The following is a 22429-nucleotide window of genomic DNA, read 5'->3' on the forward strand; positions in this document are numbered from 1 at the left end:
TTGAATGATAATGATTGTCAATTGAGAAAGAGAACTAATGCTCCTCAAAGGTGCAGAGTGAGAACTGCGACACGCTGTCGCGCCTTGGTCTGGTTGGCTAGCAGGGCAGTCGACTAATTATTTGCCAAGGTCATCCGTTCTCATTGGTGAATGGCTTCGGGCTGCAGCCCCGGACACCACAGCATTGCCAATGCCTTGCGCGGTCGGCGAAGACCGCGTCCTGCATGCCCCCCCAATGGGGCGTGACGTTACGACACCGATTCCAATTGCAAGCCGAATTCAGGCAGGAAACCTCATGACCGACGCGTTCGAACTCCCCAGCACACTGGTCCAAGCCCTCCAGCGCCGCGCGGCCCTGACGCCGGATCGGGTGGCCTTGCGTTTTCTCGCCGAAACCCAGGACCAGGCTGTGGTGCTCAGTTATCGCGAGCTGGATCAGCGGGCGCGCACCATAGCCGGCGCGCTGCAGGCCGAGGCCGGTTTTGGCGATCGCGCGGTGTTGCTGTTTCCCAGTGGGGCGGATTACGTCGCGGCGTTTTTCGGTTGCCTGTATGCCGGGGTGATCGCGGTGCCGGCCTATCCGCCGGAATCGGCGCGCCGGCATCACCAGGAGCGTCTGCTGTCGATCATCGGCGATGCCGAGCCGCGCCTGTTGCTGACCAGCGCCGGGCTGCGCGATTCTTTGCTGCAGATTGAAGGCGCGCCGCCGCTGCTGTGTGTCGATACCCTCGACAGCGTCCACGCCGAACGCTGGGTCGCGCCGGACCTGGCAGACGATGACATCGCCTTCCTGCAATACACCTCCGGTTCCACTGCATTGCCTAAGGGCGTGCAAGTCAGCCACGGCAATCTGGTGGCGAATGAATTGCTGATCCGCCACGGATTTGGCATCGACCTGAACTCCGACGACGTGATCGTCAGCTGGCTGCCGCTGTACCACGACATGGGTCTGATCGGCGGCCTGTTGCAGCCGATTTTCAGCGGCGTGCCGTGCGTGTTGATGTCGCCGGCGTACTTCCTCGGCCGGCCGCTGCGCTGGCTCGAAGCGATCAGCGAATACGGCGGCACCATCAGCGGCGGGCCGGATTTTGCCTATCGTCTGTGCAGCGAACGGGTCAGTGAGTCGGCCCTGGAGCGCCTCGACCTGAGCGGCTGGCGCGTGGCCTATTCCGGGTCGGAACCGATTCGTCTCGACACCCTCGAGCGCTTCGCCGAGAAGTTCGCCAGCTGCGGTTTCACCGAAGACAGTTTCATGGCTTCCTACGGTCTGGCCGAAGCGACGTTGTTCGTCGCCGGTACTGCGCGTGGCCAAGGCATCGGCAATCTGCGGGTGGACGACGTGGCCCTGGCGCAAAACCGTGCCAAAGCCGGCGAGGGCAGCGCGATCATGAGCTGCGGCATCAGCCAGCCGGAGCATGCGGTGTTGATCATCGACCCGGCGTCGCTCAGCGAGCTGGCGGACAACGCGGTCGGTGAGGTCTGGGCCAGCGGCCCGAGCATCTCCCACGGGTACTGGCGCAATCCCGAAGCCTCGGCCAAGACCTTCGTCCAGCACGCAGGTAAAACCTGGCTGCGTACCGGTGACCTGGGCTTCATCCGCGAGGGTGAACTGTTCATCACCGGGCGCCTGAAAGACATGCTGATCGTGCGTGGGCACAACCTTTATCCACAGGACATCGAGCAGACCGTCGAGCGTGAAGTGGAGGTGGTGCGCAAGGGTCGCGTCGCGGCCTTTGCGGTGAATATCGACGGTGAGGAAGGCATCGGCATCGCCGCGGAAATCAGCCGCAGCGTGCAGAAAATCCTGCCGCCCGACGGCTTGATCAAAGCCATCCGCCAGGCCGTGGCCGAGGCCTATCAGGAAGCACCGAGCGTGGTGGTGCTGCTCAATCCGGGCGCCTTGCCCAAGACCTCCAGTGGCAAACTGCAACGCTCGGCGTGCCGAAATCGCCTGGCGGATGGCAGCCTCGACAGTTATGCGCTGTTCCCTTCGGCGGTCAGCGAAAATGCAACCAACAGCGAATCCGGCTCGGAATTGCAAAGCCTGATTGGGCAGATCTGGTGCGAGCAATTGCAGGTCCAGCAGGTCGCTGCCGACGATCACTTCTTCCTGCTGGGCGGTAACTCCATCGCGGCCACGCAGGTGGTGGCGCGTCTGCGCGAACAACTCGGCCTGGAACTGAACCTGCGCCTGCTGTTCGAAGCGCCGACCCTGGGCGCGTTCGCCGAAGCGGTGGCCCGGCAACAGCAGGACGGAGGTCTGGCCCAAGGCGCGATCACCTCGCTGTCGCGCACCGAGGCCATGCCGCAATCCCTGGCGCAAAATCGCCTGTGGATCACCTGGCAACTCGATCCGCAGAGCAGCGCCTACAACATTCCCGGTGCCTTGCGCCTGCGCGGCGAACTCGACGAAGACGCGCTGCGCAGCAGTTTCCAGCAGTTGATCGAGCGCCACGAATCCCTGCGCACGCGTTTCTTCGAGCGTGATGGTGTGGCGTTGCAGCAGGTCGATGCGGCGGCTGAATTCAATCTACAATGCATCGACATCAGCGATCTGCCGATGGCCGAACGTGAAGCCCGGGCCCGACAAATCCGCGAGGACGAAGCGCGCACCCAGTTCGACCTGGAGAAAGGTCCGTTGCTCTGGGTGACGCTGGTGCGCCTCGACGACGAAGATCACCAGCTGCTGGTGACGATGCACCACATCATCGCTGACGGCTGGTCGATGAATGTGTTGATCGACGAATTTTCCCGGCTGTACGCGGCGGCAACCCAAGGGCAACAGGCCACGCTCGCGCCGCTGCCGACCCAGTACGCCGACTACGGCAGCTGGCAGCGCCAATGGCTGGCGCAAGGGGAGGGCGAGCGCCAACTGGCTTACTGGAAGGCGCAGTTGGGCGATGAGCATCCAACCCTGAACCTGGCCACCGACCACCCGCGCTCGGCGCAACAGCTGCACAGCGCCGCCCGCCACACCGTGCGCCTGGACGCGGCGCTGAGCGATGCCATTCGCCGCACCGCCCATGCCCACGAAGCCACGCCGTACATGCTGTTGCTCGCCGCGTTCCAGACCCTGTTGCATCGCTACAGCGGACTGCGCGACATCCGCATCGGCGTGCCGAATGCCAACCGTCCGCGCCTGGAAACCCAAGGTCTGATCGGCTTCTTCATCAACACCCAGGTGCTGCGCGCCGAGGTGGATTCGCGCCTGCCGTTCGTTGAGCTGCTGGCGCAAACCCGCCAGGCCGCGTTGGGTGCACAGGCGCATCAGGACTTGCCCTTCGAGCAACTGCTTGAGGCCTTCCCCCAGGCCCGTGAACAAGGCCTGTTCCAGGTCATGTTCAACCATCAGCAGCGCGATCTCAGCGCCTTGAAGCGCCTGCCCGGGCTGCTCGCCGAAGAGCTGCCGTGGCACAGCCGCGAGGCCAAGTTCGACCTGCAGTTGCACAGCGAAGAAGACCGCAACGGTCGCTTGAGCCTGTCCTTCGACTACGCCAGCGAGCTGTTCGATGCAGCGACCATCGAGCGTCTGGCGGAGCATTACAGCCACCTGTTGCGCGCCATCGGTGAGCAACCGGAAACCGCCATCGGCGACCTGCCTCTGCTGACCGGACCTGAGATTAATCAACAAGCCGAGTGGGCCGTTGCACCTTGCCCGCCTGCCAGCCAATGGCTACCGGAACTGCTCAACCATCAAGCGCGCCAGACCCCGGAGCGCACCGCGCTGATGTGGGACGGCGGCAGCCTCGATTTCGCCGAGCTGCACACCCAGGCTAATCGCCTGGCCCACTACCTGCGCGACAAAGGCGTCGGTCCGGATGTCTGCGTGGCCATTGCTTGCGAGCGCTCGCCGCAACTGCTGATCGGCCTGCTGGCGATCATCAAGGCCGGTGGCGCCTACGTGCCGCTCGATCCGGATTACCCGGCCGAGCGCCTGGCCTACATGCTCAGCGACAGCAAGGTCGATTTGCTGCTGACGCAAACACCGTTGCTTGATCGCCTGCCGGCCAGCGAAGGTGTCAGCGTCATTGCCATGGATGCCCTGCATCTGGAGAGTTGGCCGAGCCATGCGCCGGGCCTGCATTTGCACGGCGACAACCTGGCCTACGTTATCTACACCTCCGGCTCGACCGGCCAACCGAAAGGCGTCGGCAACACCCACGCGGCCCTCGCCGAACGCCTGCAATGGATGCAGGACACTTACCGCTTGAATGAAACCGATGTGCTGATGCAGAAAGCGCCGATCAGTTTCGACGTGTCGGTGTGGGAGTGCTTCTGGCCGTTGATCACTGGAGCCCGGCTGCTGCTTGCCGGCCCGGGTGAACACCGCGATCCGCAGCGCATCGCGCAGCTGGTCCAAGCGTACGGGGTGACCACGCTGCACTTCGTGCCGGCGCTGCTGGCGGTGTTCATCGACGAGTCGCTCAGCGCCGAATGCACCAGCCTGCGCCGGCTGTTCTGCGGGGGCGAAGCGCTGCCCGCCGAACTGCGCAACCGCGTGCTGGAACAGCTGCCGGCGGTGCAATTGCACAACCGCTACGGCCCGACCGAAACCGCGATCAACGTGACCCATTGGCACTGCACCGCCGCCGATGGCGAGCGCTCGCCGATCGGTCGACCGTTGGGCAACGTCGTCTGCCGTGTACTCGACAGCGACCTCAACCCGGTGCCGGCCGGTGTGCCGGGGGAACTGTGCATCAGCGGTATCGGCCTGGCCCGCGGTTACCTGGGGCGTCCGGGCCTGACCGCCGAGCGTTTTGTGGTCGATCCACTGGGCGAGCAGGGCGCGCGCTTGTACCGCACCGGTGACCGTGCGCGCTGGACCGCCGATGGCGTGATCGAATACCTCGGACGTCTCGATCAGCAGGTCAAGCTGCGCGGCTTCCGCGTCGAGCCGGAAGAAATCGAAGCGCGGCTGTTGGCACAAGTCGGCGTCACCCAAGCGGTGGTGCTGGTGCGCGAAACGTCAGCCGGCGGTCAGTTGATCGGTTACTACACCGCCGATTCCAGTGAAGCCGAAGAAGCCCAAAGCACCCGCCTGAAAACCGCTCTGGCCGCCGAACTGCCGGAATACATGGTCCCTGCGCAGCTGATGCGCCTGGAGCAAATGCCCCTCAGCCCGAGCGGCAAACTCGACCGTCGCGCCCTGCCGGAACCCCAATGGCAGGTGCGCGAACACGTCGAGCCTGTGACTGCGCTGGAACAGCAGATCACCGGCATCTGGCGTGAAGTGCTGGGCCTTGCGCAAGTCGGCCTGCGCGATGACTTCTTCGCCCTCGGTGGGCATTCGCTGCTGGCCACGCAAATCATTTCCCGCACCCGCCAGGCCTGCGACGTCGAGTTGCCGCTGCGCGTGCTGTTCGAACACAGTGAGCTGGGCGCCTTTGCCGAAAAGGTGCGCCTGATCCAGGCCAGCGGCCGCACCAACGAACAGCCGCCGATCGCCAGGGTCGACCGCAGCCAAGCGGTGCCGCTGTCCTATTCCCAGCAGCGCATGTGGTTCCTCTGGCAGATGGAGCCGGACAGCCCGGCCTACAACGTCGGCGGCATGGCGCGCTTGCGCGGGGTGCTGGATGTCGAGCGTTTCGAGGCCGCGTTGCAGGCCTTGATCCAGCGTCACGAAACCCTGCGCACCACTTTCCCGAGCGTCGATGGCGTCGCGCGCCAGCAGGTGCATGCCGAGGCCGGCGTGCGCCTGGACTGCAAGGACTTCACCGCGCTGGATGCCGATGGCCGCGAGTGGCAAGTGCAGCAACTGGCCGACGATGAGGCGCACCAACCCTTCGATCTGGAAACCGGATCGCTGCTGCGCGCCTGCCTGGTCAAGACCGCCGAGCAGGAACACTACCTGGTGCTGACCCTGCACCACATCGTCACCGAAGGCTGGGCGATGGACATCTTTGCCCGGGAACTCAGCACGCTCTACGAAGCCTTCGTCGACGACCGCGAATCGCCGCTGGCGCCGTTGCCGGTGCAGTACCTGGATTACAGTGTCTGGCAGCGTCAATGGCTGGAGTCCGGTGAACGCCAGCGCCAGCTCGACTACTGGACGGCGCAACTGGGCCGTGAGCATCCGCTGCTGGAATTGCCCGCCGACCGTCCGCGTCCGCCGGTGCAAAGTCACCAGGGTGAGTTGTACCGTTTCGACCTGAGCGATGAGCTGGCGGCACGGGTCCGCGCCTTCAACGCGCAAAATGGCCTGACCCTGTTCATGACCATGACCGCCGCCCTCGCCACGCTGCTGTACCGCTACAGCGGCCAGACCGACCTGCGCATCGGCGCGCCGGTGGCCAACCGCATTCGCCCGGAAAGCGAAGGGCTGATCGGCGCGTTCCTCAACACCCAGGTGCTGCGTTGCCAACTGGACGGGCAGATGTCCGTCGGCGAGTTGTTCGAGCAGGTGCGCCATACCGTGATCGAAGGCCAGTCCCATCAGGACCTGCCGTTCGATCATCTGGTGGAAGCCTTGCAGCCACCGCGCAGCGCCGCCTACAACCCGCTGTTCCAGGTGATGTGCAACGTGCAGCGCTGGGAGTTCCAGCAGAGCCGCCGCCTCGCCGGCATGACCGTCGAATACCTGGCCAACGATGCCCGCGCGACCAAGTTCGACCTCAACCTGGAAGTCACCGATCTCGATCATCGCCTCGGTTGCTGCCTGACCTACAGCACCGACCTCTTCGACGAGCCGCGCATTGCGCGCATGGCCGCCCATTGGCGCAACCTGCTGGAGGCGCTGATTGCCGATCCGCAACAGCGCCTCAGTGAATTGCCGTTGCTCGACGCCGGCGAACAACAGCAGTTGCTCGATAGCCTTGGCGTCGAGCCGGGCGAGCATCGACTCGACCAGTGCATCCATCAGTTGTTCAGCGAACAGGCCCAAGCACGTCCCGATGCGCCGGCCTTGACCTTCGCCGGGCAGACCTTGAGTTACGCCGAACTCGACAGCCGCGCCAATCGCCAGGCCTGGATGCTGCGCGAGCGCGGCGTCGGCCCGCAGGTGCGCGTGGGCCTGGCGCTCGAGCGTTCGCTGGAGATGGTCGTCGGCCTGCTGGCGATCCTCAAGGCCGGTGGCGCCTACGTGCCGCTGGACCCGGAATACCCGCTGGATCGCCTGCACTACATGATCGAAGACAGCGGCGTCGGCCTACTGCTCAGTGACGCGGCGATGTTCCAGTCCCTTGGTGAACTGCCCGCGGGCGTTGGCCGCTGGTGCCTGGAAGAAGACAGCGCGGCGCTGGCCAACTACCCGGTCACCGAACTGCCAAACATCAACCTGCCGCAACACCAGGCCTACCTGATCTACACCTCGGGCTCCACCGGTAAACCGAAAGGCGTGGTGGTGTCCCACGGCGAGATCGCCATGCATTGCCGCGCGGTGATCGAACGTTTCGCCATGCGCCCCGAAGACTGCGAGTTGCACTTCTATTCGATCAACTTCGACGCCGCCACCGAGCGTCTGCTGGTGCCGCTGTTGAGCGGTGCCCAGGTGGTGCTGCGTGCCCAGGGCCAATGGGACGCGGAAGAAATCTGTGGCCTGATCCGTCGCCACCCCATCAACATCCTCGGTTTCACCCCGAGCTACGGCAGCCAGTTGGCGCAGTGGCTGGCGACCCAAAACGCAACCCTGCCGGTGCGCATGATCATCACCGGCGGCGAAGCGCTGACCGGTGAACACCTGGCGCGGATTCGTGCAGCGTTCAATCCCAAGCTGTTCTTCAACGCCTACGGCCCGACGGAAACCGTGGTCATGCCACTGGCCAGCCTCGCGCCCCAGGTGTTGGAAGAAGGCGCCGGCAGTGTGCCGATCGGCAGCGTGATCGGCGACCGCGTGGCCTACATTCTCGATGCCGACCTGGCGTTGGTGCCGCAAGGCGCGACCGGCGAGTTGTACGTCGGTGGTGCCGGCCTGGCCCAGGGTTATCACCAGCGTGCGGGCATGACCGCGGAACGTTTTGTGGCTGATCCTTTTGCCGGCAACGGCGGGCGTATCTATCGCACCGGCGACCTGGTGCGCCAGCGCGCCGATGGCCTGGTGGAATACCTCGGGCGTATCGACCATCAAGTGAAGATTCGCGGTTTCCGCATCGAGCTGGGTGAGATCGAAACCCGGTTGCTGGAGCATGAATCGGTGCGCGAAGCGGTGGTGCTGGCGCTCGATGCGCCGAGCGGCAAACAGCTGGTGGGTTATCTGGTCTGCGACGTCGCCGAACAGGACGAGTCCCGACAAAGCGCACTGCGCGAAGCCCTCAAGTCGCACCTCAAATCCCAGTTGCCGGATTACATGGTGCCCACGCACCTGGTCCTGCTGGCGAGCATGCCGCTGACCGCCAACGGCAAACTCGACCGCCGCGCACTGCCTGCGCCAGACCCGGAGTTGAACCGCCAGCAGTATGTGGCACCGAGCAACGAGCTGGAGCTGGCGTTGGCGCAGATCTGGTGCGAAGTGCTGAACGTCGAACAGGTCGGGCTCAACGATAACTTCTTCGAGCTCGGTGGCGACTCGATCCTGTCGATCCAGGTGGTCAGCCGCGCGCGGCAGCAGGGCATTCACTTCAGCCCCCGCGACCTGTTCCAGCACCAGACGGTGCAGACCCTCGCCGCCGTGGCCACCCGCACCGAGCAGGTCACCGCCGAGCAAGGCTTGATCAGCGGCGAGTCGCGCCTGACGCCGATCCAGCACTGGTTCTTCGACACCGCCATTCCCCAGCGCCAACACTGGAACCAGGCGTTGCTGCTGCAACCGAGCGTAACTCTCGAACCCCATCGCCTGGAGCAAGCGCTGCTGGCGGTGATTGAACAGCACGATGCGTTGCGCTTGCGCTTCAACCAGGTGGGCAGTCAATGGCAAGCCCGGCACCAGGCGATGTCCGATATGCCGGTACTGTGGCAAGTGCGCGTCACGTCCATGGACCAATGCGCCGCCCTGTTCGCCGATGCCCAGCGCAGCCTCGATCTTGCAGAAGGGCCGATGCTGCGTGTGCTGCTGGTCGATGGTTCCGAAGGCCAGCAACGCCTGTTCATCGCGATTCACCACCTGGTGATCGATGGCGTTTCCTGGCGCGTACTGCTGGACGATCTGCAAAACGTCTATCGCCAGCTCGACGCACAACAGCCGGTGAAACTGCCGGCCAAAACCAGCAGCTTCAAGGACTGGGCCGCGCGCTTGCAGGCCTATGCCGGCAGCGAATCCCTGCGTGAAGAACTGGGCTGGTGGCAGACGCAATTGGCCGGGCCGAGCGCCGAGCTGCCCTGCGATCATCCGCAAGGTGGCCGTCAGCATCGCCATGCGCAAACCGTCAGCGTGCGCCTCGACAGCGAGCGCACCCGGCAATTGCTGCAGCAGGCGCCGAGTGCTTATCGCACCCAGGTCAACGACCTGCTGCTGACCGCGTTGGCCCGAGTATTGTGCCGTTGGAGCGGCAACGATTCGGCGCTGATCCAACTCGAAGGCCATGGCCGCGAGGCGCTGTTCGACGAGATCGACCTGACCCGCACCGTCGGCTGGTTCACCAGCGCCTATCCGCTGCGCCTGACACCTTTGAACATCGAAGAGGCGGCCGGGCAGGGCGCTTCGATCAAGGCGATCAAGGAGCAACTGCGTGCCGTGCCGCACAAGGGGCTGGGCTATGGCGTGCTGCGTTATCTGGCGGATGAGCCAAGTCGTCAGCGCATGGCCGAGCTGCCGGCGGCACCGATCACCTTCAACTACCTGGGGCAGTTCGACCAGAGCTTTGCCGCCGATGCGCTGTTCCATCCGCTGGATGAAACCATCGGCGCGGCCCACGATGCCCGGGCGCCGCTGCCCAATGAATTGAGCGTCGACAGTCAGGTCTACGGCGGCGAGCTGGTGCTGCGCTGGACCTTCAGCGCCGAACGTTACGAGCCACAGACCATCAGCGAATTGGCCGATGCTTACCTGGGCGAACTGAGCAGCTTGATCGAGCACTGCCTGGGCGCTGACGCGGGCGGTCTGACGCCGTCGGACTTCCCGCTGGCGAAACTGACCCAGGCGCAACTGGATGCGCTGCCGATTGCCGCGGCAGTGATTGAGGACGTCTACCCGCTGACGCCGATGCAGGAAGGCATGCTGCTGCACACCCTGCTGGAACCGGGCACGGGCCTGTACTACATGCAGGATCGCTACCGCATCAACAGCGAGCTCGATCCCCAGCGTTTCGCCCAGGCCTGGCAAGCGGTGATCGCCCGCCACGAAGCCCTGCGCGCCTCGTTCTGCTGGAATGTCGGCGAAGACATGCTGCAGGTGATCCACAAGCCGGGCAGCACGCCGATCGAATACCTGGACTGGAGCGACATCGTCGACGCCGAGCAGGAGCCAAAGCTGCAGGCCTTGCTCAAGTCCGAGCGCGAGGCCGGGTTCGATCTGCTCAATCAGGCACCCTTCCACCTGCGCCTGATCCGGGTGGGCGCGGCGCGTTACTGGTTCATGATGAGCAACCACCACATCCTGATCGATGCCTGGTGCCGTTCGTTGCTGATGAACGACTTCTTCGAGATCTACACCGCCCTCGGCGAAGGCCGGGAAGCGCAGTTGGCCGTGCCGCCGCGTTACCGCGACTATATCGCCTGGTTGCAACACCAGAGCCTGGCCGAAGCGCGGAATTGGTGGAAAACCAACCTGCAAGGCTTCGAGCGAACCACGCCGATCCCGAGCGACCGGCCGTTCCTGCGCGAACATGCCGGCGACAGCGGCGGCATGATCGTCGGCGATCGCTACACCCGCCTCGATGCCCGCGACGGTGCACGCCTGCGTGAACTGGCCCAGGCCCATCAGCTGACCATCAACACCTTAGCCCAGGCGGCGTGGGCCCTGGTTTTGCGCCGCTTGAGCGGTGATCGCGACGTGCTGTTCGGTGTAACGGTGGCCGGGCGTCCGGTGCAGATGCCGGAGATGCAACGCACCGTCGGCCTGTTCATCAACAGCATCGCGCTGCGGGTGAAAATGCCCGAAGACCATCAGCGTTGCAGCGTGCGCCAATGGCTGAGCGGTCTGCTCGACAGCAACATGCAACTGCGTGAATACGAGTACCTGCCGCTGGTGAGCATCCAGGAAAATAGCGAACTGCCCAAGGGCCAGCCGCTGTTCGACAGCCTGTTCGTGTTCGAGAACGCCCCGGTGGAGGTCTCGGTACTGGACCGTGCGCAAAGCCTGAACGCGACGTCGGACTCGGGCCGCACTCATACCAACTTCCCGCTGACGGCGGTGTGTTATCCGGGGGATGACCTGGGCTTGCACCTGTCCTACGACCAGCGTTATTTCGATGAGTCCACGGTCGAGCGCATACTAGGCGAGTTCAAGCGCCTGCTGTTGGCGTTGGTCGAAGGCTTCCATGGCGACATGGCGGACCTGCCGCTGCTGGGTGCCGAAGAGCAGGACTTGCTGATCCACGGCTGCAACCAGAGCGAACACGCATACCCGCTGGAGCAGAGCTACGTTGCATTGTTTGAAGCACAGGTGGCTGCGCATCCGCAGCGGGTCGCCGCCAGTTGCCTGGATCGGCAATACAGCTACCTGGAGCTGAACCAGTGCAGCAACCGCCTCGGTCATGCACTGATGGCGGCGGGCGTCGGGCTGGATCAGCCGGTGGCGCTGCTGGCCGAACGCAGCGTCGACCTGCTCGGCATGATCATCGGCAGCTTCAAGGCGGGTGCGGGTTATCTGCCGCTGGACCCGGGGCTGCCGAGCCAGCGCCTGGGCCGCATCATTGACCTGAGTCGCACGCCGCTGCTGGTTTGCACTCGGGCCTGTCACGAACAAGCGCTGGCGTTGCTGGATGAGTTTGGTTGCGCCAGTCGGCCGCGGTTGCTGGTCTGGGAAGAAGTGCAGGCGAGCGATGTATCGGTGGTCAATCCGGGCATCCACAGCGGGCCGGATAACCTGGCCTACGTGATCTACACCTCCGGCTCCACCGGTTTGCCCAAGGGCGTGATGGTCGAACAGCGCGGCATGCTCAACAACCAGTTGAGCAAGGTGCCGTACCTGGACCTGAGCGCGGCCGACGTGATTGCCCAGACCGCTTCGCAAAGCTTCGATATTTCCGTGTGGCAGTTCCTCGCCGCGCCGTTGTTCGGCGCGCGGGTGGACATCGTGCCGAACGCCATCGCCCACGACCCGCAAGGCTTGCTCGCCCATGTGCAGAGCCAGGGCATCACCGTGCTGGAAAGCGTGCCGTCGCTGATCCAGGGCATGCTCGCCCAGGAGCGCATGAGCCTCGACGGCCTGCGCTGGATGCTGCCGACAGGGGAGGCGATGCCGCCGGAACTGGCGCATCAATGGCTGCTGCGCTACCCGCAGATCGGGCTGGTGAATGCCTATGGCCCGGCGGAATGCTCGGATGACGTGGCGTTCTTCCGCGTCGACCTGGCCTCCACCCGCGGCAGCTACTTGCCGATCGGTACGCCGACCGACAACAACCGCCTGTACCTGCTCGACGGTGCGCTGGAACTGGTGCCGCTGGGTGCGGTGGGCGAGTTGTGCGTCGCGGGCACCGGCGTCGGGCGCGGCTACGTCAGCGATCCGCTGCGCACTGCCCAGGTGTTCGTGCCGAACCCGTTCGGCGCACCGGGCGAGCGTCTGTATCGCACCGGCGACCTGGCCCGCCGTCGCACTGACGGCGTGCTGGAATACGTCGGGCGGATCGACCATCAGGTGAAGATTCGCGGCTACCGCATCGAACTGGGTGAAATCGAAGCGCGCCTGCATGAACAACCGCAAGTCCGCGACGCGGCGGTCGGTGTGCAGGAGGGGGTCAATGGCAAGCATCTGGTGGGCTATCTGGTGGCGGCGGATTCGACGCTCGATCCGTCTGAACGCCTGGAGCGCATCAAGCAACGCCTGCGCGCCGAGCTGCCGGAATACATGGTGCCGCTGCACTGGCTGTGGCTCGACAAGCTGCCCCTCAACGCCAACGGCAAACTGGACCGCAAGGCCCTGCCGGCGCTGGAGATCGGCCAGCTGCAAAGCCAGGACTACCAGGCGCCGCGCAACGACCTGGAGCAGACTTTGGCGGACATCTGGGCCGAGGTGCTGAAGGTGGAGAAAGTCGGCATCCGCGACAATTTCTTCGAATTGGGCGGGCATTCGCTGCTGGCCACGCAGATCGCCTCGCGGGTGCAGAAAACCCTGCAGCGCGATGTGCCGCTGCGGGCGATGTTCGAATGCAGCACGGTGGAGGAGCTTTCTGCGTACATCGATGGGTTGGCGGCCAGTGAGATCACCGAGGAGAAGGTGGATCGGTTGAATGATCTGATGGCGGAGTTGGAGGGCCTTTGATTCTCTAGCGCCTGTGAATCCCTCATCGCCAGCAGGCTGGCTCCCACAGTCGATCGCGTTCAACTGTGGGAGCCAGCCTGCTGGCGATGAGGTTGTACGTATGCATACATTCGTGTGATTGACTACAGACCCTCATCCGCTCAGTCTTCCTGCTCCCTTTCCACCGGCGGAGCCACTCGATGCCCTTCGTAACGATAGACGGCCAACCCCTCCACTACCTCGATCAAGGCACCGGCCCGGCAGTCCTGCTGGCGGGCAGTTACCTGTGGGACCAGGCCATGTGGGCCCCGCAGATTGCCACGTTGTCGCAACAGTATCGGGTGATCGCCCTGGACCTGTGGGGCCACGGTGAATCCGGGCCGCTGCCTGCCGGCACAACGTCGCTGGATGACATCGCACACCAGGCCCTGGCGCTGCTCGATCACCTGGACATCGATCGCGTGACCCTGGTCGGCCTGTCGGTGGGTGGCATGTGGGGTGTGCGCCTGGCGTTGGCGGCGCCGCAACGGCTCAACGGGCTGGTGTTGATGGACACTTACGTCGGTGTCGAACCGGAACCGACCCGGCAATACTATTTTTCGCTGTTCAAGATGATTGAAGAAACCGGCGTCATCTCGCCGCAATTACTGGATATCGTGGTGCCGATCTTTTTCCGTCCGGGCATCGATCCGCAGTCGGCGCTGTATCAGGACTTCCGCAGCAAACTCGCCGCGCTGCCGCCTGAGCGTTTGCGTGAAAGCATCGTGCCGATGGGGCGGATTACCTTTGGCCGGGGTGACCTGTTGCCGCGTCTGGGGCAATTGAACGCAGCGACCACGCTGGTGATGTGTGGCGATCAGGACAAACCACGTCCGCCGAGTGAAACGCAGGAAATGGCCGGGTTGATTGGTTGCCCGTATGTGCTGGTGCCGGAGGCGGGGCATATTTCCAATCTGGAGAATCCGGGGTTTGTCACTCAAGCGTTGCTGCAGTTTCTAAACGAGAGAACCCGAGCGACCGCGTAATCGTTCTTCGCGAGCAAGCCCGCTCCCACAGTAGATCCCGGTCAAAATGTGGGAGCGGGCTTGCTCGCGAGGGCGTCGGTGAGTTCACCACCGAATCTTCGGAAAACTACTTCGGCCCAAGAATCTGCGCCAACTTATCCGGCGAAGGCGCCCCTTGCTGTTGCTGCAACTCGCCCTTGTCATCCATATAGAAAATCGCCGGAGTGGCCTGCAGCTCCAGGTCTTCCATCAATTGCATATTGGCCGCGAGCTTGGCCTGGATCGCCGGTGGCACTTCTTTCAAGGCCTTGAGCGAGCTGCCCTTGCCAGCCGCTTCGTGGTCCGCCAGGGCTTTTTGCGGGTCCTTCGCAGCCAGCAGCGCGGCGGATTTGCCCGGGCTGTCCTCGCGAATGATCCCGACCATGATGTGCCGCAACTGCACCTTGCCGGCCTTGACCCACGGCCGCGCCTGTTCCCAGAACATGTTGCAGTAGGGGCAGTTCGGGTCGCTGAACATGTAGACAATGCGTGGCGCATCCTTCTTGCCGTCGGCGATCCAGTTGCTCGTTTCCATCTTGGCCCAGACTTCCTTGGACATTGGCGCGTACACCAGTTTCTGCAACGGCGCGCTGCTCAGGTCATTGCCTTTCTCGTCGTACAGGTTGCCCAGCAATACATGCTTGCCATCGGGCGTCAGGTACAGCGCCATACCGCGGTTCTGGTATTGCGCCGCGTACCCGCGCAGGCCGTCGGGGGCGTCGAATTGACCGACGATTTTCGCGCCCTTGGCCTCGATCTTCTTGATCGCCTCGGGCAGCTCTTCGGCCTGCACCGATGGCAGGTGCAGCAGGGCGGCACCCAGGCTCAGGGTTAGCAGGTGGCGGAGGCGGGGCATGGCAGTTTCCTTGCAGAAGTGGCAGGTACGGAATCGAAGTTTTCCAGGGCGCGGGCCAGGCTGGCTTGCGACAGCTCGCCCAGGTGGCTGCCCAGCAGGCGGCCGTCGGGACTATAGAACAGCGTAGTCGGCAAGGCCATTGAGCCGACAGCCTGGCCCAGGCGACCGCTGCCGTCGAACAGCACATTGGACAGGCTCAGGCCCTGGGTCTCCAGGAAGGTGCTGACACTTTGCATGCTTTCGGCCTGGTTGACGAACAGGAAGGTCAGGTCCGGGCGTTGCATCTGGGCGTCTTCCAGCACCGGCATTTCCCGGCGGCAGGGCGGGCACCAGGTGGCCCACAAATTGATCACCAGCGGGCCACCCTTGTAGTCCGCCAGTTGCACGGTTTCACCGGCGGAATTGCGCAGGGTGATCTCCGGCAGGCGCGTGCCCTGTTCATAAATGGTCAGCGAGAAGGTCGCCAGCAACCAGAACGCCAGGCCGCTGGCCACGCCGAAGCCCAGCGGACGGCGCAGGCCCGGGCGACGCCAGCCCCGGTACAGCGCGGCGAGCACCAGCGCGATGACCCCTGGCCAGGCGAGGAACCCGCCATCGCGCAGGTCGATGACCTGCCACGGATCGCTGCGATAGTGGGCCCAGTAAACGGCGACGAAACCGATCCGCGCCGCGAGCATGCCGATCAGGAAAAGGCTAAACAGCACCGACTCGGGGTTCTCGCCACCGCGCTTGGCCACCCGCCAACCGACGAACGTCGCCAGCACCAATGCACTGATCAGCAGCAAATGGTTGAGCGCGATGGCAAAGGTGCCGAGAGTAAAGGTCAGCATTAACGGGCGTCTCGGGTGGTGGTCCAGCGTTGCAGGAAGGTGTCGGCATCGACCTCGCCGGTGATGCGCTGGCTGCGTCGCTCGAGGCCGTCGGCACCTATCCACAGCAAGCTCGGTGGGCCTGGCACTTTGTAACGGCCGAGCAGTTCACGGCTGGCGGCATTGTCGGCGGTGACGTCCAGTCGGAGCAAGCGCACGTCGCTCAGGGCTTGCATTACCTTCGCTTTGCCGAAAACCTGTTTTTCCATGACCTTGCACGACACGCACCAGTCGGCGTAGTAGTCCAGCAGCACCCACTGGCCTTGCGCCTGCGCCGCGTCGAGTTCGCGCTGCAAGGCCGCAGGGTCCTTGATGGTGGTAAAGGCGTCGTGGCCGCTGGGCACGGCGGCGACGGCCGAGCCGGAAGTGCGGAACACCTGCAATGGCTTGAACAGGTCATCACTGCCTCCCGCCGCGCCGATCATCAACAGGCTGCCCCACAAACCCAGCAGGAGCGAGGTGGCGCCGAACAGATGGGCGATGCGCCCAAATCCGTCCGACTGCTTCCAGGCGCTGTAGGCCGCGACCAGCAGCAATGCACCACACAAGCCGACCCACAGCGACTCATCCAGCACCGGGCGCAGCATCAGCAATGCCGTGGCGAGGAACAGGAAGCCGAAGATGCCCTTGAGCAGGTTCATCCAGGCGCCAGGCTTGGGCAGGAAACGATTGCCCACCGTCACCAGCAGCAACAACGGCACACCGATGCCGATGCCCATTGCAAACAGGATCAATCCACCGTGCAGCGCGTTGCCGCTCTGCGCGATATAAAGCAGCGCGCCGGCCAGCGGCGCGGTCATGCACGGGCCGACCAGCAGGCCGGACAACGCGCCCAAGGCACCTGCGCCGACCAGGCTGCCACCGCGCTGGTTGCGCGAGACGTTTTCCAGGCGATCACGCACCGCCACCGGCAGTTGCAGCTCGAAGAAACCGAACATCGGCAAGGCCAGCAGCACGAAAATCGCCGCGAAACTGCCCAGCAACCAAGGGTTTTGTAGCCAGGCTTGCAGGTTCGCCCCGAGGGATGCGGCCAGCACACCCATCGCCGCGTACACCAGCGCCATGCTCACCACATAACTGCCGGCCAGGGCCACGCCACGCTTGGGCGTCGCGCCGCTGCCGACGATCAGCCCGGCCAGAATCGGCAGCATTGGCAGCGAGCAGGGGGTGAACGCCAGCAGCAGGCCCAGGCCGAAGAACACCAGCAGGCTCCAGCCCAGGGCGCGTTGCTGCAGATTGCTGGCCAGGGCCTGGTCCGGCGCTTCATTGGCCGTGCCCAGGGCGTTAGAGTTGCCCAGGTCCACGACCCGGGTTTGCGGTGGATAACACAGCCCGGCATCGGCGCAGCCCTGGTAACTGACCTTGACCTGACCGCTGGCGCCCGCCGGGAGCTTCAGCTCCAGGCCTTGACGATAAACCTGCTGTTCACCGAAAAACTCGTCGCTGTGGGCTTCGCCTTCCGGCAGCGCGGGATGCTGCTCGACAGCCAGACCGTCGAATTTCAAGCGTTTCTGATACAGGTAATAACCGTCGGCAATCTGCCAGAACAGCTGGGTTTCGCCGGACTCAAGGCGCTCGGAGGTGAAAACGAACGCTTTGTCGACGGGCAGGAAGTCGGGTTTGGTCTCGAACGGATTGCCGCCCGCCTGGGTCAGGCCGGAGAACAGCAGGGCGACGAGTAGAAACAGCTGACGCATGGAAAAGCCTTATCCTTTAGCAAGTGAGCTGCACAATGGGTGGTGTCGATTAACCGATGATTAACCCCGGTCGCCGGGTTTCAGCGGCAGTTGCGGCATAATGTCCGCTTAATCGGTCGATGGCCTAATCAGCGTTATTTACACGAGGCTCTCCATGCACGTACTGGTTTGCGAAGACGATGAGTTGATTGCCAGCGGCATCGTCGCCGGCCTGACGGCCCAGGGCCTGACCGTGGAACATGTCGCCACCGCGTCGGCGGCCCGGGCGATGCTCAAGGTCGCCGAATTTGATGTCATGGTGCTGGACCTCGGGCTGCCGGACGAAGACGGTCTGAAACTCCTGCAGCAACTGCGTCACAACGGCCTGGAGTTGCCGGTGCTGATTCTCACGGCCCGCGACTCGGTCACCGATCGGGTCGACGGCTTGCAGGCCGGTGCCGACGATTATCTGCTCAAGCCGTTCGACCTGCGCGAACTCGCCGCGCGGCTGCACACGCTGTTGCGGCGGGTGGCCGGTCGCAGCGTCAACCTGATCGAGCACGGCGCCCTGACCTACGACCCGAGCAGCCGCGAAACCACCCTGGCCGGCCAGCCGGTGGACCTGTCGCGCCGCGAGCAGTCGCTGTTGCAGGCGCTACTGCATAACCGCGGCCGGGTGCTGTCGACCGAGCAGCTCAAGGACAGCGTCTACGGTTTCAATGATGAACTGGAGAGCAATGCCCTCAACGTCCATATCCATCACCTGCGGCGCAAGCTCGGCAACGGCATCGTCGAGACCGTGCGCGGCCTGGGCTATCGCCTGGGGCCGGCCGATGGCGGAGATCAATCGAAGTGATGAGCCTGCGTTTGCGCCTGAGCCTGACGCTCGGCGGCGCCTTTGCCCTGATCTGGGCGCTGGCCGCGGCCTGGATGCTCAGCGACCTGCGCAATCAGATGATGTTTTCCCTCGACCAGCGCCTGGTGGCCTCGGCGCGCATGGTCGCCGGGCTCATGGAGCAATTACCGGCGTTGCCAAGCAAGGGCGAGGGCACCCATTTCAGCGCTGAACAACTGAACATTCCCGGTGGCATGGCGTGTCAGGTCAGTTCGTTGCGCGGGGAAATCCTCGCCCGCAGCCACAGCGATCCGGGGCAAACCCTGGAAGCCGAGAAAATGGGCTTCCACGACCAGATCATCGACGGCGCGCCGTGGCGCAGTTTCACCCTGGCCCGTGGCGATTTGCGGATCACCACGGCCGATCGGCAGATTGAACGCGAGGCGCTGAACATGTCGATCCTGTTGGCCGCTTCGGTGCCGGTGGGCGTGGCGCTGCTCGGCTGCCTGTGCCTGCTCTGGCTCGGCATCGGCCAGGGGCTGGCGCCGCTCAATCGCATGCGCGACGCCTTGATGCGCCGCAGCCCTGACTCCCTGGAGCCTTTGCAGGTCCAGCCATTGCCCAGCGAACTGCAACCGCTGCTCGACACACAGAACCAGTTATTCCAGCGCATCGGCAAGACCATAGAACGGGAACGGCGGCTGACCGGTGACGCTGCCCATGAATTGCGCAGCCCCCTGACCGCGATCAAGACCCACCTGCAAGTGGCGCGCATGACCGACGGCGCGGCCCGGGATCAATCCCTGGCCCGGGCTGAAGAGGGCGCCGATCGCCTGCACCGAACCCTTGAGCAACTGCTGTTGCTGGCGCGGGTCGAGGGCAGCCTGTCGTTCGACGATGGCGTGCAGTGCAGTGCCGAGCAGGTGGCGAAACTGGCGATCCAGGATGCAGCCGGGGGTGATCGTCAGCGCATCAAGCTCCATCTGCCAACAAGGGCTTCTCCCGCCCCGGTGAAAATGCCCGCCGTGCTGTCGATTGCGGCACTGCGCAACCTGTTGGATAACGCCTTGCGCCATACACCCGGCAACGGGCCGGTGGAGCTGAGCCTGGAAACCACTGGCAACCGCGTGCAGTTCGTGGTTCGCGACCATGGCCCGGGCATTGCCGAAGACGACCTGCAACACTTGACCCAACGTTTCTGGCGCAACGGCCAGAGCAACGGCTGTGGGCTCGGCCTGGCGATTGTCCAGGCGATCGTCCAGCGCTGCGGCTGTACCTTGCGTTTCGACAGTCGGCCGGATGGATTGCGGGTGGAGCTGACGATGCCGTTGCAACCCCTCTGACGTACATGAGATGTAACTTCTCGACATTGGCCGCCTGGACCTTCCACAACTATCGTTTTGCTCACTCTCAACGGATTGAGGTGACAGCACCATGGAAGCATCGATACGCACCTGCCAGGCAACCCCGGCCGACGCCGGCATCATCAGCCGCATCATCGAGCGCTCCATCCGGGTCGGTTGCGCGCTCGACCATCGCAACGATCCGCACATCGTTGCCACCTGGACCCACAACAAGACCATCCAGCACATCCAGCCGTGGCTGACCGATCAGCGGTTGTACCTGAGCATCGCCCTGCTGCAGGACAAGCCGGTAGGCGTCGCCATGGCCGCAACCACCGGCACGCTCGCGTTCTGTTACGTGCAGCCGGAATCGTTCCGGCGAGGGGCGGGGCTGGCGCTGGTGCAAGACCTCGAAGGCTGGTTGGTCGCCCGGGGCCTGAACCAGGCGCGACTCTATAGCACCAAGACCAGCGAAGCGTTTTATCGGCGCCTGGGCTACCAGCGGTGTGCCCGATCCTTCACGGTCGCGGGGCTTCACGCCATCCCCATGCATAAAGGCCTGGCGTCACCTTCATGGAAAGACGATCAAGGGTCTAAATCCCCGGCGCCCTGATGCGTTTCCAGAACAGGAAAACCTTATTGAGGGGTCGAGAGATGTCAGTCGCTACCAGGCTTATGGAAGACCAGTCGGCCCGGATCACTCCGGTGCCGGCCGAGACGCTTTATCAGTTCAACGAATCGCCGTTGCTGGCGCGTCAAAGCCAGCAGGAGTCCAACGCCCGCAGTTACCCGCGACGCATTCCCCTGGCACTCAAACGCGCCAAGGGCCTGTATGTCGAAGACGTCGAAGGCCGCACCTTCATCGATTGCCTGGCGGGCGCCGGGACGCTGGCCCTGGGGCACAACCACCCGGTGGTGATCGAAGCGATCCAGCGCGTGCTGGCGGACGAACTGCCGCTGCACACCCTGGACCTGACCACGCCGGTCAAGGATCAGTTCGTCCAGGACCTGTTCGGCCTATTACCGCCGGCCCTGGCCGCTGAAGCGAAGATCCAGTTCTGCGGTCCTACCGGTACCGACGCGGTGGAAGCCGCCTTGAAACTGGTTCGCACCGCCACCGGCCGCAGCACCGTGCTGTCGTTCCAGGGCGGCTACCACGGCATGAGCCAGGGCGCGCTGAGCCTGATGGGCAGCCTTGGGCCGAAAAAGCCCTTGGGTGCCTTGCTCAGCAGTGGCGTGCAGTTCATGCCGTACCCCTACGATTACCGTTGCCCGTTTGGCCTGGGCGGTGCGCAGGGGGTGAAGGCCAACCTCAACTACCTGGAAAACCTGATGAACGATCCAGAGGCCGGCGTGCAACTGCCCGCGGCGGTGATCGTCGAGGTGGTGCAGGGGGAGGGCGGGGTCATCCCGGCCGATCTCGACTGGTTGCGCGGCTTGCGCCGGATCACCGAAAAAGCTGGCGTGGCGCTGATCGTCGACGAGATCCAGAGTGGCTTCGCGCGCACCGGCAAGATGTTTGCTTTCGAGCACGCCGGGATCATTCCGGACGTGGTGGTGATGTCGAAAGCCATCGGCGGCAGCTTGCCATTGGCCGTGGTGGTCTATCGCGACTGGCTCGACACCTGGCTGCCGGGCGCCCATGCCGGGACCTTCCGCGGCAATCAAATGGCGATGGCCGCCGGTTCTGCGGTGATGCGTTACCTGGTGGAGCACAAGGTCTGCGAACACGCCGCCGCCATGGGCGAACGCCTGACCGAGCACCTGCGCATCCTGCAGCGCGACTTTCCGCAGCTGGGCGATATTCGGGGTCGAGGCCTGATGCTCGGGGTGGAGCTGGTCGATCCGACCGGCGCGCCCGATGCCCTGGGTCACCCACCGTCGTTTGCGCGACTGGCGCCGCTGGTGCAGCGCGAATGCCTCAAGCGCGGCTTGATTCTTGAACTGGGCGGGCGACATGGCGCGGTGGTTCGTTTCCTGCCACCGCTGGTGATCACCGCCGCGGAAATCGATCGAGTGGCCGAGATTTTCGGCCGGGCATTGGCCGCTGCCACCGCCAGTCTCTAAATTTTTCGGGCCCTGTAACGTTCCTTCTACATAGCGGCTGCACACAGCGTACAGCCCACCCTACAGCGATGGAGAGACAGCATGACGTCAGTATTCGACCGTGAGGACATCCTCTTTCAGGTCGTGGTCAACCATGAAGAGCAATACTCGATCTGGCCCGACTACAAAGCCGTGCCCGAGGGCTGGCGTACCGTGGGCAAGAGCGGGCTGAAAAAGGAATGCCTGGCCTACATCGAAGAGACCTGGACCGATATGCGTCCGCTGAGCCTGCGCCAGAAGATGGACGAGCAGGCGGCAGTGGCGCACTAAGCCATCTCGCATGAAAAGGCCCGCTGAACCGGTCAGGTCAGCGGGCTTTTTTGTATCTGGGGCGACATGCCCTTGTAGGAGCCCGGCTTGCCGGCGAAGGCGTCCTCGAGGGCCTCTTCGCCGGCAAGCCAGCTCCTACAATGTTTTGCGCCGCACGTGAA

At 64.1% G+C, this 22429-nt stretch carries 10 protein-coding genes; 7 read left to right on the forward strand and 3 right to left on the reverse strand.

Annotated features, from left to right (window positions below):
• The first annotated feature begins 295 nt into the window (after nucleotides 1–295).
• The gene (locus SOP95_RS11030; RefSeq protein ID WP_323607108.1) at nucleotides 296–13291 is read left to right on the forward strand and encodes a non-ribosomal peptide synthetase; all 12996 of its coding nucleotides are present in this window, start codon (nucleotides 296–298) and stop codon (nucleotides 13289–13291) included.
• A gap of 179 nt (nucleotides 13292–13470) precedes the next feature.
• Complete coding sequence (locus tag SOP95_RS11035) at nucleotides 13471–14295, forward strand: alpha/beta fold hydrolase (RefSeq protein ID WP_323607109.1); 825 nt, start codon at nucleotides 13471–13473, stop codon at nucleotides 14293–14295.
• Nucleotides 14296–14401: 106 nt separating this feature from the next.
• Here SOP95_RS11035 and dsbG read toward each other — a convergent pair whose 3' ends face one another.
• The 3 genes from dsbG to dsbD are packed head-to-tail and all read right to left on the reverse strand — an operon-like array spanning nucleotide 14402 to nucleotide 17735.
• Nucleotides 14402–15169: a thiol:disulfide interchange protein DsbG gene (gene dsbG, locus SOP95_RS11040; protein ID WP_274073258.1), complete on the reverse strand. Its 768-nt coding sequence runs from the start codon at nucleotides 15167–15169 to the stop codon at nucleotides 14402–14404.
• Nucleotides 15145–15999, reverse strand: coding sequence for a TlpA disulfide reductase family protein (locus SOP95_RS11045; protein ID WP_274073259.1), 855 nt, complete (start codon nucleotides 15997–15999; stop codon nucleotides 15145–15147). Before SOP95_RS11045 ends, dsbG begins: the two co-directional genes overlap by 25 nt.
• Nucleotides 15999–17735: a protein-disulfide reductase DsbD gene (gene dsbD / locus SOP95_RS11050; protein WP_323607110.1), complete on the reverse strand. Its 1737-nt coding sequence runs from the start codon at nucleotides 17733–17735 to the stop codon at nucleotides 15999–16001. Before dsbD ends, SOP95_RS11045 begins: the two co-directional genes overlap by 1 nt.
• Nucleotides 17736–17889: 154 nt before the next feature.
• On the opposite strand from dsbD, the gene SOP95_RS11055 reads away from it, so the two are divergent.
• From SOP95_RS11055 to SOP95_RS11075, 5 genes are all read left to right on the forward strand, one after another.
• Nucleotides 17890–18570, forward strand: coding sequence for a response regulator (locus SOP95_RS11055; protein WP_034151358.1), 681 nt, complete (start codon nucleotides 17890–17892; stop codon nucleotides 18568–18570).
• Complete coding sequence (locus SOP95_RS11060; protein ID WP_323607111.1) at nucleotides 18567–19892, forward strand: ATP-binding protein; 1326 nt, start codon at nucleotides 18567–18569, stop codon at nucleotides 19890–19892. Before SOP95_RS11055 ends, SOP95_RS11060 begins: the two co-directional genes overlap by 4 nt.
• Nucleotides 19893–19983: 91 nt before the next feature.
• Nucleotides 19984–20505, forward strand: a complete 522-nt coding sequence (locus SOP95_RS11065; protein ID WP_323607112.1) for a GNAT family N-acetyltransferase — start codon at nucleotides 19984–19986, stop codon at nucleotides 20503–20505.
• Between the two features lie 41 nt (nucleotides 20506–20546).
• A complete protein-coding gene (locus SOP95_RS11070) occupies nucleotides 20547–21959 on the forward strand; it encodes an aspartate aminotransferase family protein (protein WP_323607113.1) in 1413 nt (470 codons plus the stop codon).
• An 81-nt stretch (nucleotides 21960–22040) separates the two neighbouring features.
• The gene (locus tag SOP95_RS11075; protein ID WP_128608950.1) at nucleotides 22041–22268 is read left to right on the forward strand and encodes an MbtH family protein; all 228 of its coding nucleotides are present in this window, start codon (nucleotides 22041–22043) and stop codon (nucleotides 22266–22268) included.
• The last annotated feature ends 161 nt before the right edge of the window (nucleotides 22269–22429 follow it).

It is taken from the genome of Pseudomonas sp. YuFO8 (genome assembly GCF_035065025.1).
In the GTDB taxonomy this organism is placed as follows: Bacteria; Pseudomonadota; Gammaproteobacteria; order Pseudomonadales; family Pseudomonadaceae; genus Aquipseudomonas; species Aquipseudomonas putida_AE.